General features: G+C 70.4%; 6 protein-coding genes. 1 reads left to right on the forward strand and 5 read right to left on the reverse strand.

Annotated elements, in window-relative coordinates; all coding sequences use genetic code 11:
• Positions 1-10: 10 nt before the first annotated feature.
• Positions 11-8041, reverse strand: a complete 8031-nt coding sequence (locus tag MRB58_RS05695) for an autotransporter outer membrane beta-barrel domain-containing protein (protein ID WP_244780760.1) — start codon at positions 8039-8041, stop codon at positions 11-13.
• A 751-nt stretch (positions 8042-8792) separates the two neighbouring features.
• Here MRB58_RS05695 and MRB58_RS05700 point away from each other — a divergent pair.
• Positions 8793-9653, forward strand: a complete 861-nt coding sequence (locus tag MRB58_RS05700) for a DUF6159 family protein (protein ID WP_244780761.1) — start codon at positions 8793-8795, stop codon at positions 9651-9653.
• A gap of 9 nt (positions 9654-9662) precedes the next feature.
• Here the strand turns inward: MRB58_RS05700 and MRB58_RS05705 are convergent, their stop codons facing one another.
• The 4 genes from MRB58_RS05705 to MRB58_RS05720 are packed head-to-tail and all read right to left on the reverse strand — an operon-like array spanning position 9663 to position 14831.
• Positions 9663-10508 carry a protein-glutamate O-methyltransferase CheR gene (locus MRB58_RS05705; protein WP_244780762.1) on the reverse strand — a complete coding sequence of 282 codons (846 nt, stop codon included), beginning with the start codon at positions 10506-10508 and terminating at the stop codon, positions 9663-9665.
• On the reverse strand, positions 10508-11671 hold the full coding sequence (locus tag MRB58_RS05710) for a chemotaxis protein CheB (protein ID WP_244780763.1): 1164 nt from the start codon (positions 11669-11671) through the stop codon (positions 10508-10510). The genes MRB58_RS05705 and MRB58_RS05710 overlap by 1 nt, the downstream gene beginning before the upstream one ends.
• A gap of 14 nt (positions 11672-11685) precedes the next feature.
• Positions 11686-12159 (reverse strand): chemotaxis protein CheW, encoded by a 474-nt coding sequence (locus MRB58_RS05715; protein ID WP_244780764.1) that lies wholly within the window; start codon positions 12157-12159, stop codon positions 11686-11688.
• Complete coding sequence (locus tag MRB58_RS05720; protein ID WP_244780765.1) at positions 12156-14831, reverse strand: chemotaxis protein CheW; 2676 nt, start codon at positions 14829-14831, stop codon at positions 12156-12158. Before MRB58_RS05720 ends, MRB58_RS05715 begins: the two co-directional genes overlap by 4 nt.
• Positions 14832-14843: the final 12 nt, after the last annotated feature.

A 14843-nucleotide genomic window follows, 5' to 3' on the forward strand; every position in this document is an offset into this window, starting at 1 on the left:
GCCGCGCGGATCAGAACTCCAGGTTCAGGCGCAGCGCGGCGCCGTACTCGTCGCGGTTGTCACTCCACTCGCCGTTCACGTTCGCCTGCAACGAGAGGCCTTTCGGGCCGCTCAGCCGGGCACCGAGATCGAGCCGGGCCGTCAGCGCGTCGAGACCGTGCTCGATCGACATCACGTCGTTGCCGGCCGAGTTGATCAGCTCGGCGCCGACGTCCACGTCGTCGTTGCCGATGATGTAGTCGAGCCCGGCACGGGCATAGGGGCGCAGGCTCCAGTCCTCGCGCAGCCCGATTTCGCCGTTGAGCGTCAGCGCGGGCGAGATCGTGTAGAACGTCTCCCCGTGGCTCTTCACCCGCAGCGCCGTCACCGCGCCGTCCTCGGTGAACCCGTCCGAGTAGATGTGGGTCACGCGGCCGGCCAGTTCCGGGGTCAGCGAAAGTGCGCCTTCGTCCCAATTGCCGAGGGCGATCTCGTAGCGGATGACCGCGCTGCCGCCGATGAAGCCGCCCTGCTGGTCCGCCGTGAGCCGATCGCCGGCATAGTCGTGGCGCGTCACGTCATAGTCCGCGAGGCCGCCCGAGAGGCCGACCCCCACCTCGGCGGCGCCGAACACCCGGCCCAGATAGGCACCGGCCTGGTAGCGCTGGCCGTCGCTGGAGGAGCCGACCTGATTGTCCTGGATGTCGGCGTCCTCATAGGAGACGCCGGCGGCGATGCGCCAGTCCTCGCCGATGACCGCCGACCCGCCTGCGCTGAACTGCAAGGTCGTGCTGTCGTAGCCGAAGTTGTCGGCCGAGTTGCTGTGATGCTCGGTGGACGTGGCGAACTGCGCCCAGGCACAGCCGACGCGTGCCTCGCCGACCGTCACCCCGCCGTTGACCTCGCAGCTCTCCAGCGTGCGCATGAAGCGCTGGTTCGAGCGGAAGGTGAGCGCGTCGTTGATCGCATAGGGTTCGGGGCTGAGGCGGCGGTAGATCGCGTTGAGCTCGGCGTTGGAGCCGGCGTTCAGGAGCGCCTGCACCAGCGGGTCGAGGACGTGGCTCGCACCCGCCACGGCGCCGTCGGCGGCACGCGCATGGGCGTTGTCGGTCGACAGGAAGGCGATCGCGTCGTCGGCCGCCTGGGACTGCGCCCGGGACTGCCGCCGGCGGGACGCGTCGTGATCGGCGACGGTCTCCTGCACCTCTTTGACGTTGTGGCCGCCGCCTGTGTCGGCCGTCATGTCGACCGTGTAGGAGACCTGGTAGGCCCGGCCGCTGGCGGCGACGCTGCCGGTCGCCGTGATCAGCGCCGAGCCGGTGTCGATCTTCAGCTCGGACGCGTCGGCCGTCAGAGTGCCGTCGTCGGTCGACACGATGGTCAGGGTGCCGCTGTCGGCCGACCGGGTGACGGCGTTGAGGATGTTGAACTCGATGTCGCCCGCGACCGAGACGTTGCCGAGGCTCGCGACCTCGATCAGGTCCGACGTCGGCGTCCCGGCGAAGTCGGCGTCGACCACGTAGCTGCCGTCCTTGGCGAACGTCACCGTACCGGCGTTCAGCGTCGTGGTCTGGATGTTCGCCACCGCACCGCTGCCGCCGGGCGAGATGGTGCCGTGGTTGACGTAGGTCGCGCCGGGGCCTCCGAGGTCCACCGTGGCGCCGGGCGAGAACGTGGCCCCGGCGCGGTTGGTGAAGGTCGTCGGGTGGGCCGACATGTCGATCGAGCCGACGATCACGCCGAAGTTGTCCACCGTGTCGACGTTGGCGCCGCCGCCGGCCGGGGCGGTGCCGAAGTCGTTGTCGACCAGGGTTCCGTCGGCGTCGACGATCGCGGCACTGACGGCCGAGGTGATGGCCATGCCGGCGGTGCCGGAGGCGTTCTCGATGGTGCCGTAGTTGAGCACCGCATTGGTGAAACCGTCCGCGAGGGCGATGCCGGCGAGGGCGCCGGAGACGGTCGCCCCTTCCGCCACGGTGACGGTGATGGCGCCATTGTCGACCGCCTTGGTGCCGGTGGAGACCGTCTGGCCGCTGGCCACCGCGTCGTCGCTGAGGCCGGAGGTGATGCTCTGGGCGAACACACCGTAGCCGCTCGAGGTGATGTCGGCGTCGACCTCGACCTCGACCTTGCCGCTGACGCCGCTGCCGGAGGCGCTCTGGGCGAAGATGCCGTGCGCCTCCGCTCCGGAGGTCACGATGGCAGCCTTGCTGTGCACCGTGACGGAGCCACCCTGTCCGGCCAGCCCGGCGGTGCCCCAGAACGAGCTGATGTCGCCCAGGATGTCGCCGGTCTGGTTGGTGAGGTCGTTGCCCAGGCGCGTGATCGTGCCGACGTCGTGCCCGCCGGTCGAGCCGCCCGCACCGCCGACGCTCTGCGCGATGATGCCGATGGCGCCGTCGCCGCTGGTGGTGATCGCAGCTTGGTTCTCGACCGTGACGTTGCCGCCGTTGCCGCCGGCCCCGGGCCCGTCGTCGCTGATCACCTTGAGGGCGTAGTTGATGCCGAACCCGGCGATATAGTTCTTCAGGTTCGTCGCGCCGGCACCTCCGGTCGCACCGGAAATGGGGTACTTCAGGTCGCCGGCGATGCCGCCGCCGCCGCCCACGCTCTGGGCGTAGATGCCGTGCCCGTGGGCGCCGCTGGTCACGATGGTGCCCGCGTTCAGCGTGACGTGCACGTCGTCGCCGTCACCGCCGGCGCCGCCCGTGCCGCCGAAGCCCACGCCCCCGGTCGCCGAGTTTCCGGCGTTGCCGCCGAGGCCGCCGCCACCGCCGACGCTCTGGGCGAGGACGCCGTAGGCGCGCAGGCCGCTGGTCGTGATCGCGCCCTTCTTGTGCGTGACCTCGACGATGCCGCCGTCGCCGGAGGCGCCGCCCGAGCCACCCATCGAGAGCGAGTAGGTCCAGCCGTCGACCGAGATCGGGGCCGCGCTCAGAACGGTGTCGAGGTCGGAGACGTAGGTGTTGCTGACGACGTCGGTCGGGACGCCGATTTCGCCCTCGCCACCGGCGCCGCCGCCGCCGCCGACGCTCTGCGCGAAGATGGCGATGGCGTCGTCGCCCGAGGTGGTGACGGAGCCGGCGTTCGTGACCGTGACCTTCTTGCCGTCGCCGGCCGCGCCGCCCGAGCCGCCGTGCTGCACGGCGTAGTTGATCGTGGTCTTGGCGGCGGCTTCCTTCGCCTTCTGCACCGTGCCGGTATCGTTGGTGCCGCAGGCGTCGGCGAGTGAGCCGTCCACCGTGCCGCTGCGGAACAGGCCGACCTTGGCCCCCAGCTTCTTCAGCGCCGCGGTGGCCGAAGGGACCCCGCAGGACTTGCCGAAGATGATCTGCTGCGAGCCGGCGCTGCCGCCCGCGCCGCCGCCGCCGCCCACGCTCTGTGCGAAGAGGCCGCGGGCACTGGCGCCAGTGGTGACGATGTCGCCCGAGTTGGCGAGCGTGACGGCACCGCCGTCGCCCGCGGTACCGCCGCTGCCGCCGAACGCCATCTGAATGTCGATGATCTTGGAGCGGTTGTCGGTATCGGCGCCGTCGGCGACGCCGTAGGTCCCGGTGAAGGCGCCGCCGCCGGCCCCGCCGCCTCCGCCCACGCTCTGGGCATAGACGGCGAAGGCGCTGATGCCGCCGGTCGTGACGTCGGAGGCGTTGGTGACCTGGACGGTGCCGCCATTTCCGCCGCCGCCGCCGCTGCCGCCGAACGAGGCGCCGGCCGCGATCGTCACCGCGTTCTGGTCAGAGCTGCTGCCGAAGTTCGCGGCGCTGAAGTCGAGCACGCGGGAGGCACCGCCGTGACCGCCGCCGCCGCCGATGCTCTGGCCGAAGACGCCGAAGGCTTGCAGGCCCTGCGTGGAGACCGCCCCGCCCGACTGCTTGAGCTTGACCGTGTTGCCGGCGCCCCCCGCGCCACCGGTCCCGCCGATCGCGACGTTGGCCTGGAACGAACCGGAGACGCCGGCGCCGCCGCTGTAGGCCGAGCCGCCCGCGCCACCGCCACCGCCGACGCTCTGTGCGACGACGGCCGTGGCGTAGTCGCCCTGGGTCGACACGGCGCCACTGCCGGTGAGCGTGACGGTGCCGCCATCGCCCCCCTCGCCGCCCGTACCGCCGACGCCGACGTTGGCGAGCAGGGACTTGCTCGTCGTCGTGATGCCGCCGTCGACCGTCGTGCCGCCGACGCCGCCGCTGCCGCCGACGCTCTGGGTGAAGACACCGTAGGCGGCGAACCCGGAGGTGGTGACCGTGGCGGCAGTGTCGACCGTGACCGCGCCGCCGGTGTTGCCGTTGCCGCCGTCGCCGCCGACGCCGACATTGACCGAGGTCGACTGACCGGACGAGACGCTGGCCGCGAGCCCCATCCCGCCGTCGCCGCCGCCGCCGCCGACCGACTGCGCCATCAGCGCGATCGAGCCTTGGCCGGTGGTGGCGATCGTCGCGGTGTCGGCGAGGGTGACGTTGACCACGCCGCCGGTCATGCCGGAGCCGCCGCCGCCGGCGACCGAGACGTCGACGTTGGCGTTGAGCGTGCCTGCCGCGAGCGACATCGAGCCGGCCAGGCCGCCGGAGCCGCCCGTTCCGCCGACGCTCTGGACGAACGCACCGTACGCGCCGGAGCCGCTCGTGCTGATCGCTTCGGTGATGGTGACGTCGACCTCGCCGCCCGCGCCGGCGTCGCCGCCCGAGCCGCCGACCGTGGTCTCGACCGAGACGGTGGCAGAGTCGTCGTCCGAACCGCCGGAGCCGGAATCGCCGACGAGGTTGGCCGTCAGCGACCCGGAGACGGCGAAGCCGCCATTACCGCCGCCGCCGCCGACCGACTGCGCCATGATGCCGTGCGCCTTCGAGCCGCTGGTGGTGATCGCGCCCTCGGAGTGGACGGTGACCTTGCCCGAGCCGTTGCCGGTGCCGCCGTCCGCCCCGACCGAGACGCCGACGCCGGACGCCTGAAGGCTGCCCGAGACGGCGAACCCGCCATCGCCGCCGCCGCCGCCGATCGACTGCGCCAGAATGCCGTACGCCTGGGCGCCGGTGGTGGTGAGCGCGCCGGTGTTGTGGACGGTGACGTCCTTGGCGACGTTGCCTTCGCCGGCGCTGCCGCCCAACGTGGTGCGCAGCGAGACCGACTGGGACGGGTCGGACGTCCCCGCCAGGGTGAAGTCGGCCGCGAAACCGCCGCTGCCGCCGCCACCGCCGACCGACTGGGCCAGGATCGCGTGCCCCAGCCCGCCCGACGTGCCGATCGCGCCGGAGTTCGTCACGTCCACCGTGCCGCCGTTGCCGCCGCTGTTGCCGCTGCCGCCGATGGTGGCGTTGATCGCGGCGCTGCTCTTGCCGTCGCCGAAGCCGATCTGCCCCGTCGCCGCGAAGCCGCCGTTGCCGCCGCCGCCGCCGACCGACTGGGCCATGATGCCGCGCGAGTTCTTGCCGGCGGCGGTGATGTCGCCGGTGTTGGTAACGGTGACGGCGTCGCCGTCGCTGCCGGCCCCGCCGGTGCCGCCGAGCGTGAGGGCGACCGGGACCAGCGTCACCGCGCCGTCGACCGCGAAGCCGCCGTTGCCGCCACCGCCGCCGATCGACTGCGCCCGGATTCCGTCGGCGTTGGACTTGGTGGTCGTGATCGCCCCGTCGTTGACCACCGTCACGGTGCCGCCCTGCGATCCGGCGCCGCCGCTGCCGCCGACCGTGGGGCTGATCGAGGTCGTGCCGCTGAGGCTGCCGGTGATGGCGAAGCCGCCGTTGCCGCCGCCGCCGCCGATCGACTGGGCGAGGAGGCCGACGGAGTGGGCCCCGCCGGTGGTGATCGCGCCCTCGTTGGTGACCGTCACGGTCCCGCCCGACGTTCCCGCGCCGCCGGCCCCGCCGAAGGTCGGGTTGACGGAGGCGATGCCGAGGCCGGCACCGATCGCCCATCCGCCGTCGCCGCCGCCGCCGCCGAGGCTCTGGGCGAGGATGCCGTAGGAGCTGTTTCCGCTCGTCGTCAGCGTCCCGCGGCTGGTGACGGTGACCGTCGAGCCGGTTCCGCCGCTGCCGCCGTCGCCGCCGAAGGCGGTGGTGAGGGAGAGGTCGCTGCCCGCCGCCACCGAGAGGTCGAACCCGCCGTGACCGCCGCCGCCGCCCTGGGAGGTCGCGGAGATCGCGTCGGCCTTGAGACCGGAGGTGGTGATGTCGCTGTCGGCCCAGACCGTGACCGCGTCGGCGTTGCCACCGCTGCCGCCGGCGCCGCCGAACCCGAACGAGAGAGACGTGCCGACCGAGGCCGAGACCGGCAGCGAGAACCCGCCATAGCCGCCGCCGCCGCCGACGCTCTGGGCGAGGATGCCGCCCGCCGAGTTGCCTTTGGTGGTGATCGTCCCGGTGTGGGCGGCCTGCACGGCCGCGGCATTGCCGCCGGCCCCGCCCGTGCCGCCGATGGAGACGCTGCCCGCGAACACGGACCCGACCGCGACCGACACGTCGAACCCGCCCGCGCCGCCGCCGCCGCCGACGCTCTGGGCGAAGACGCCCGCGGCGCGATCGCCCTCGGTGTCCAGCGTCGTGCGGGCGGTGATCGGGGTGCTGCCGGCGTTGAAGCCGTTGGAGTAATTGACGCTCACCGTATCGCTGTCGCCGCCGGTGCCGCCGGTGCCGCCGACCCCGAAGCTCACGCCGGCGCTGACGCTGACCGAGCCGCCCCCCGCGCCGCCGCCGCCGCCGACGCTCTGCGCGAAGATCGCGGTGGCGTCGTTGCCCTTGGTCTGAAGGATCCCGTCGGTGTGCGTGACCTCGACCGTGCCGCTGGTGCCGCCCGAGCCGCCGGTGCCCGCCACCACATAGGCGCCCGCCGCGAACCCGCCGGCGCCCCCGCCACCGCCGACGCTTTGCGCCAGGATCGCCTGCGCCTGGCTGCCGCTGGTCGTGATCGCGCCGCTGTTGGTCACGGTGACGTCGCCGCCGGTGCCGCCGGCGAACGCATTGCCCGCGCTGGAGAAGATGAGGCCCGAGGCCCCGCCCCCGCCCGAATAGCCGCCGACCGACTGCGCCGAGATGCCGGTCGAGTAGTCGCCGGTCGTGGTTAGCGCGCCGCTGTTGGTGATGCTGGCGGTGCCGCCATTGCCGGCCCCGCCGCCGCTGCTGCCGTCGCCGAAGATGCTGCCGGGCTGGCCGGAATTGCCGCCACCGCCGAAGCTGTTGGCGACGATCGCGCTGGCGGAGGCGCCGCTGGTGACGATGGTCGCGACGTTGTCGACCTGCGCGAGCTTGCCGTCCGCGCCGGAGCCGCCGACACCAGGGTTGGCGTCGATCGAATTGGCCTGGCCGGCGGAACCACCGTACCCGCCCCAGCTGGCCGCCAGGATACCGGCGTTGTTGTCACCCGAGGTGGTGACGACCGAGCGGCTGGAGGTGGTCGTCACGCTGGCCGTGGCGCCATCGCCGCCCATGCCGCCGGCGCCGGAGTAGGCCTCGGCGGGCGCCTCGGCGTTGCCTCCGAGCCCCCCGCCGCCACCGAAGCTGAACGCATAGAGGGCCGCGCCCTGGGCCGAGGTGAGGTTGCCGCTGTCGAGCGTCAGCGTGGCGTCGCCGGCCACCGTGCCCTGTCCGCCGTCGCCGCCATAGGCGTTTTCGATGATGTTGTTGACCGACTTGCCGGCGCTGCCGAGCCCGCCGTCGCTGCGAGCGAGGGCGAGGCCCTCCTCGAAACCGTCGCTGGTGCCGGCGGTCGGGGCCGAGCGGGTCAGCGTATTGCCGTCGCCGAGGTCGACCGTGACTTCGACCGACGTGGGTGCGTTGTTCAACGACGGGTCGTAGTCGGGGCTCTCGTAGGTGCCGATCACGGCACGCGTGTCGTCGTCCGTCGCCAGGGTGGCATCACCGCCGATAGTCTCGATGGTGAGCTGCGTGACCCCTTGGTTGGGGTAGTAGGCGCCCCCGCTCGGCAGCGCGCCGGTGCAGGTGACGATCGAGCCGGTCGTGCAGTCGGCCAACGCCGGGCCGGCCAAGTATCCGACGAGAAATGGTGTGACGAGCGCGGTGCTCGAAAGCCAAGTGTACAGCGCCCCGGAGCGTGATGAGGAGTGCATGAACATTGGAAATATCCTGCTCTGAAACTCAAATGCGGCGACTGCAAACGTATGACATAAAGTCGCAAGACTGCGACTCCGAAGCCTAGAGGCCGCCATCAAAGCGCCCGATATGTGCTCTGTGCGCAACACCAACCTGAGGTGACGGCATCCCCGCGCCCCTCTCGCCGTCCCCGTCAGATGCGATCGGTGATCGGCGGCTTCTCTAGCTTGACGAAGTCTGGATGCGTTCTGTCGCGCAACATAAAGTTGGCAATTTCCAGCTTGGTTCGATCTTTCGAGCGGCAGACCGGGCGACACGTTCTAGGATTGAAACGTTGGCTGCTCGGGTATTCCAGATTTAGATTTGGCCGCACCGGCGCAATTGCCACGCTCTTCCGCAACCTTCGGATCGCGGGAGGGAACGGCTGAACGCCGAGAGAGACGTCGCACCGGGAATACCTCCTCGCCCGCCCGATCGGACCGAGGCGGGTGGCGGGCGCCACCGCATTTATCCTCGCGTGCGTGGATGCCCGGAGGGAAGGATCGGGGGACAGGCGCCGGGTACTCTTCGTTCAATATATTGATATGTGCCGTCGTTTTTTGCATCGGATCTTGCGCGTCAGAATGGCGCAAGATATTCTCGCCACTTCGATGCCATCCTGTGCGGCCAGTTCATGTCCTGCCTGCCGGCCATCTTCCATACCTGTGGTATTCGCGGCAAGACATCTTGCAACTTGCGCGACTCCTTGCGCACGGCCCGAGCGAGAGTGACCCGATGAGCTTTTCCCAACGCGTCCGGCACGCCACCGCCCTCACCCGGCAGAGCTGGGCCATGCTGCGCGAACAGACCTCGCTGCTCATCCTGCCGTTGGTCAGCGGGCTCTGCCTGGCGCTGATCTCGGCGACCTTCCTGGCGCCCATCGTCGCCAGCGAAGAATTCCGCACCGCGCTGGAAGGTCGGACGCCCGACACCCAGGTGCTCGACTACGCCTACCTCTTCGTCTTCTACCTCGTCGCCTTCACGGTGATGAACATCTTCAACGGCGCCCTGCTTCACTGCGTCCTCGCCCGGATCGAGGGGCGGCCGGCCAGCGTCGGCGCGGGCCTCGCCGCCGCATTGGGGCGGCTGCCGCAGATCCTCGCCTGGTCACTCGTCAGCGCCACCATCGGCGTGGCGCTCAACGTCCTGCGCGACAAGGCGGGCAATCTCGGCAAGTTCGTCGCCGGGGCGGCCGGCCTCGCCTGGTCCATCGCCACCTATTTCGCCTTCCCGCTGGTGATGGCCGACGGGACCGGGCCGTTCGCCAGCATCACCGGCTCGTCCAAGCTGGTGCGGCGGACCTGGGGCGAATCGGCGCTCGCCAACGTCGGCGTTACGCTGGTGTTCGGCCTCGTCGTCGCCGTGCTCGTCGTGGTGTTCGCGGTGCTCTTCGTGGCCGTGGCGAGCACGTTGCCGACCGCTGCGGCGGTCGCCGTGGTGGTGCTCTTCGGTGTCGCGCTGGGGCTGACGGTGCTCGTCGCCAGCACGGTGTCGATGGTGATCCGCGGCGCCCTCTTCGCCTACGCGCGCAACGGCGTGGTCCCGCAGCCGTTCGATCAGGCCGCCTTGGCCTCGGTCATCCACCCCAAGCGCTGACGGGCCGCGTCAGGCCACATTACGGGCCTGCGCCGCCTCGGCCGACGCCCGGACATAGACGTTGCGCAGGTCGCCGTGGCGCGCGAACTGCGGGGTCAGCCCCAATGTCGTCTCCGGGCCGCCCAGGATCAGGTAGCCGTCCTGCGGCATCAGCCTCGCCATGCGCTCCAGCACGTTCGACTTGGTCGGCCGGTCGAAATAGATCAGCACGTTGCGGCAGAAGATGATGTCGAACTGCCCCAGCCGATCGAACGGTTCGAGGAGATTGCGCGGCTGGAAGGTCACGCGCTTCTTGATCGTCGGCGCGATCAGGTAGTGGTTCCGTTCCCCGCGGGTGAAGTAGCGTGACAGATACTGCTGCGGCATCCCGCGGCCGACCTCGAACTGGGTGTATTCACCCGCCCGCGCCCGGGCGAGCGCGGCCTGGCTGATGTCCGTCGCGATGATCTCCACCGGCTGGCGGCCGAACTTCTTCTGGTTCTCCTCCAGCAGGATCGCGATCGAATAGGGCTCCTGGCCGGTGGAGGCGGCCGCGGACCAGATGCGGATCGGCTTGCCGCCGCGCGCTGCGATCAGTCGCGGCAGCATCTCGCCGATCAGCGCGTCGAACGGTGCCTGATCGCGGAAGAACAGCGACTCGTTGGTGGTCATCGCGTCGACCACCTCCTCGGTGATCTCCCGGCCCCTGGCGCCGCGCATCGCGTTGACGAGCTCGGTCAGGTCCTTGAAGCCGTGGGCCTCGCAGATGGGCTTCAGCCGCGTCGTCACGAGGTACTGCTTGTCGGCGCTGAGGGCGAGGCCCGAGCGCTCCTTCAGGATGCGGCGCAGGAAGCTGAAGTCGTCGTCGCGAACCATCAGAAGATCCCCTTCATGGCGGCCTGAACCGCGTTGGCGATCTGAGGCAACGGAAAAACACGGTCGGCCACGCCGGCACCGACGGCCGCGCCCGGCATGCCCCAAACGACGCTCGTCTCCTTGTCTTGCGCGAAGATCGCGCCGCCGGCCGCGGAGATGACCTTCGCGCCCTGGCAACCGTCGTTGCCCATGCCGGTGAGAATGACGCCCAGCACGCCGCGGCCGAAGACCTCAGCCGCGGACACGAAGAGGACGTCGGCCGAGGGGCGGCAGAAGTTGACCGGCTCGGTGTCGGTGAGCTTGAGCCGCTTGGTTCCGCCCGAGTTGCAAACGATCATGTGATGGCCTCCAGGCGCGATGCGGATCTCACCGGAGACCAAGGCCTCGTCCGCCTTCGCTTCGAGCGCTGTCCATGCGGTCGCCCGCGTGATGTGCTCGGCCAGGATCGGCGTGAAGGCCGCCGGCATATGCTGCACGATGAGCACCGGGACGGTCACGGCCGCCGGCGAGATGTCGGAAAACAGGGTGATGAGGGCCTGCGGGCCACCGGTGGAGCTGGCCACCACCAGCACCTGCGGCGGCGGGCGATGGATGCGCGCGGCGCGCGGCGGCGGGACCGCGGCGCCGGTCGCCGAGCCGCTGCGGGGCGGCCGCGCCGGCGAGGCGGGGGGCGTGCCCGGCGGCATGCGAGCCACTGTCGGCCTGGGCGCGGCGACGATCGACGCGGCGTCGGAACCGGCGCGGCGGCGCGCTGCGAAGCCGAACTGCGAGTCGAGGAGGTCGATCACCGCCTGGGCGACGGGGCGCAGCGCGAACGGCTCGTCGGACGGCGGCTTGCCCACCACCCCGATCGCCCCCTTCTCGACCGCCTCGGCCCGCATCTTCGCCATCTCGGCCTGCGGCGCGACGATGACGATCGGCAGCCGCGGGTCGGCGCGCGAGATCTGCTGCAGGAGGCCGAGGCCGCGCAGGCCCGGCAACTCGGTGTCGAGCACGAGGCAGTCCGGCCGCGCCTCGTCGAAGGCGCGCTTGACGTCGGACGGGGCGACCGCGTCCGGCGTCAGCGCATAGTTGGAGTGGTTGAGCGCCCGCCGCAGCGCCGTGCGCAGCGCCGCGGAGTGGGCGAGGAGCTGCAGCCGCTTGCGCTCCGAGTCCGGCGCCATGCGCGCCGCCTGGATCATGCGCTGACCAGGGACGTCACGCCGTCGAACAGTCGGTCCACGGCCACGATCAGCACCAGGTGTTTGTCGGACCGCTGCACGCCCGTGACGATCTCGCGCCAGCGGCGATCGAGGTTCATCGGCGCCGGCTCACGCTCGGACGGGACGGAGGTGAGGACGTCCCCCATCTCGTCCACCGCGAGGCCGAACAGTTCGTTCTGCCGCTCGATGCCGATGGCCATCGTCGGCGCCTTCTCCGCGCGGGGAAAGCCGAGGATCTGGCGCGTGTCGAGCGCGGTGACGATCCGGCCGCGCAGGTTGAGGACGCCGATGATGCCCGGCGGCGACTGCGGCACCGTGGTGATGCGCGACAGCAGGAACACCTCGTGCACCGCCGAGATCGGCAGCGCGAACCAATGCCCGGCGAGGCGCGCCGTGACGTAGCCGTCCGCTTCGTCGAGAAGCGCGTTGCGGGAGAGGCTCTTGGTCACGCGGCAACCTCCTTCGTTTCGGGCTTGGTGAACTCACGCAGCGCGTCGATGAGACCGTTGCGGTCGAGCTTGGAGATGTAATCGGAGAAGCCGCCTTCGCGGGCCCGGTTGATGGCGTCGTCCGTCAGCATGCCGGTGAGCGCCAAGAGCGGCACCGGCCTCAGGCGGTCGATCTTCTTGACCTCGGCGGCGAACTCGAAACCGTCCATGTCCGGCATGTCGACGTCGGTGACGATGACCTTGGGCTGCAGGCCCATGGCGATCTTGTCGAGCGCCTGCTTGCCCGATTCGCACACGACCGGGTCGAAGCCCGCGGCGCGCACCACCGGCGCGACGAGGTTGCGGAAGAAGGGCGAGTCGTCGACGAGGAGGATCTTCATCGACTCGTCGACCTTCTGGCGCTGATGCGGGTCGAACCAGTGCGAAGAGGCGAGGCCGAGGAAGTAGCCGACATCGATGATCTCGGCATGCGCGCCGCCGACGATGGCGCTACCGAGGATGCCGGCCTGCTCGGACGGGATCTGCACGTCGACGATGTCCTCGACGATGTCGACGATCTCGTCCACCAGCAGCCCCATCGACTTGCCGTCGTCCGACATGACGAGAAGCGGCTTGCGCTCCTTGGAGTCGGGGTCGGGCGGGCCGCCGAACCACACCAGCGGGATCAGCTCGTTGTTGTACTGGATGTGCCACTGGCCTTCCGACTGCTCGGCATCGGCGAGGCACACGTCTTCGAGGCGCGTGATGAGGCTGATCGGCAGCGCCTTGCGGTTGGGCGAGGCGGCGCGGAACATGAGGAGAAGCTGCTTGTCCTCCATATTGTCCAGCTCCTCCTCCTCCGTGGTGGAGGACGACATCGACGCCTCCGACGGCGTCGCCGCGGCCGAGCGCACGCCATTGGGGTCGACGATCATGATCACGCGGCCGTCACCCAGGATGGTCGACCCGGAGAAGTGCTCGATGTTGCGCAGCGCCGCCGGCAGCGGCTTCACAACGATCTCCTCCGTCCGCAGCACCGAATCGACCAGCATGCCGAACTTCAGCCCGCGGGCGCGGATCACCATCACGAAGCCCTCGGTGCTCTCGTCGGCGGTGCGCGGCTGGCCGTTCTCGTCGAACGCCGTGGGAAGTTGCAGGATGGTGCGCAGGTCGACGATCGGCAGCAGCCGGTCGCGCGATCGCAGGACCGGCGAATCCTTGATAAGCTGGATCGAGTGCGCCCCGCCCGGCTCGACCTTGAGAAGCTCGTCCACCGAGGTCTGCGGGATGGCGAAATCCTCGCCGTCGACGCCGACGATGAGCGCGCGCAGGATCGCCAGCGTCAGCGGGATCTTCAGCGTGAAGACCGACCCCTGATTGACCGCCGATCGCACGTCGATCGATCCGCCGATCCGCTCGACGTTGGACTGCACCACGTCCATGCCGACGCCGCGGCCGGAGACCGAGGTCACCTTGGCGGCGGTCGAGAAGCCGGGCTCGAAGATGAACGAGAAGATCTGCTCGTTCGTCATCCGATCGGCGTCTTCCTGGGTGGCGATGCCGCGCTCGACCGCCTTTTCCTTGATGCGGTCGACGTTGAGGCCGCGGCCGTCGTCGGCGATCTCGACCAGGATCTGGCCGCCTTCGTGGTAGGCGTTGAGCTTGATGTGGCCCTTCTCGGTCTTGCCGGCGGCGAGGCGCTCGGCCGGAATCTCGAGGCCGTGGTCGGCGGCGTTGCGGACCATGTGCATGAGCGGGTCCTTGATGGACTCCAGCACCTGCCGGTCGAGCTCGGTGTTGGCGCCCTCCATCTCCAGCTCGATGTTCTTGCCGAGGTTGGCGGCGACGTCGCGCACGATGCGCGGCAGCTTGCGCCAGGCATTGCCGATCGGCTGCATCCGCGTGGACATCACCGCCTGCTGCAGCTCACCGGTCACCGTCGACAGGCGCTGCAGCGCGAGCTTGTGGGTCGTGCGCTCCTCGTTGCGCATGATCTCGGTCAGCTCGTTGCGGGTCAGCACCAGCTCGGAGACCACCGTCATGAGGTGTTCCAGCGTCTCGACCGAGACGCGGATCGAGCTGGAGGCGGCGTCGCCGCTTTCGCCTGCGGAGGCGGGTTTCTCGTCCGCCTTGGCGGCCGGCTTCGCGGCGGGCTTGGGAGCCGCTTTGGGCGGCGGCGCGGCCGCGGCGGGCGCCGGAGCGGGCGCGGCGGCGGCCGGTGCCGCCTCCGGCGCGGCTTCGGCCTCGGCCGGCGGACCGTCGCCGTTCGTCAGCGCCTCGATCTCTTCCGGCGACAGCTCGGACGCGCCGTCCGACCCGGCCAGCTGCAACGCCTTGATGATCGCCTCGTCGTCGCCCTCGGGCTCCGTTCCGCCGGAGGACTCGATGGCGCCGAGCAGGAACTTCAGCCGGTCGACCACCTGCAACATGGCGTCGACGGCGTCGTTGGTGACCGGGTCGCCGTTGCGCAGGCGGTCCATCAAGGTCTCGGCGTTGTGCGCCACGCCGGCCATCCGTGGCAGGCCCAGGAAGCCGCACGTCCCCTTGATGGTGTGCATCAGGCGGAAGAGCTCGTTGAGCATCGCGGCCGGTTCGGCCTCGGTCTCGAGCTCCACCAGCTTGACGTCCACCTGCTCCAACGCCTCTTGCGTGTCGGTGATGAATTCGGCGAGGAGTTCGTCGATCCCGTCCATGGTTCTTAAGTC

Source organism: Acuticoccus sp. I52.16.1, from assembly GCF_022865125.1.
Taxonomy (GTDB): Bacteria; Pseudomonadota; Alphaproteobacteria; order Rhizobiales; family Amorphaceae; genus Acuticoccus.

Bases quoted from the DNA above. Each gene is read 5' to 3' on its own strand.
- MRB58_RS05695 (WP_244780760.1), bottom strand. From the start codon at position 8,041: ATGTTCATGCACTCCTCATCACGCTCCGGGGCGCTGTACACTTGGCTT.
- MRB58_RS05700 (WP_244780761.1), top strand. From the start codon at position 8,793: ATGAGCTTTTCCCAACGCGTCCGGCACGCCACCGCCCTCACCCGGCAG.
- MRB58_RS05705 (WP_244780762.1), bottom strand. From the start codon at position 10,508: ATGGTTCGCGACGACGACTTCAGCTTCCTGCGCCGCATCCTGAAGGAG.
- MRB58_RS05710 (WP_244780763.1), bottom strand. From the start codon at position 11,671: ATGGCGCCGGACTCGGAGCGCAAGCGGCTGCAGCTCCTCGCCCACTCC.
- MRB58_RS05720 (WP_244780765.1), bottom strand. From the start codon at position 14,831: ATGGACGGGATCGACGAACTCCTCGCCGAATTCATCACCGACACGCAA.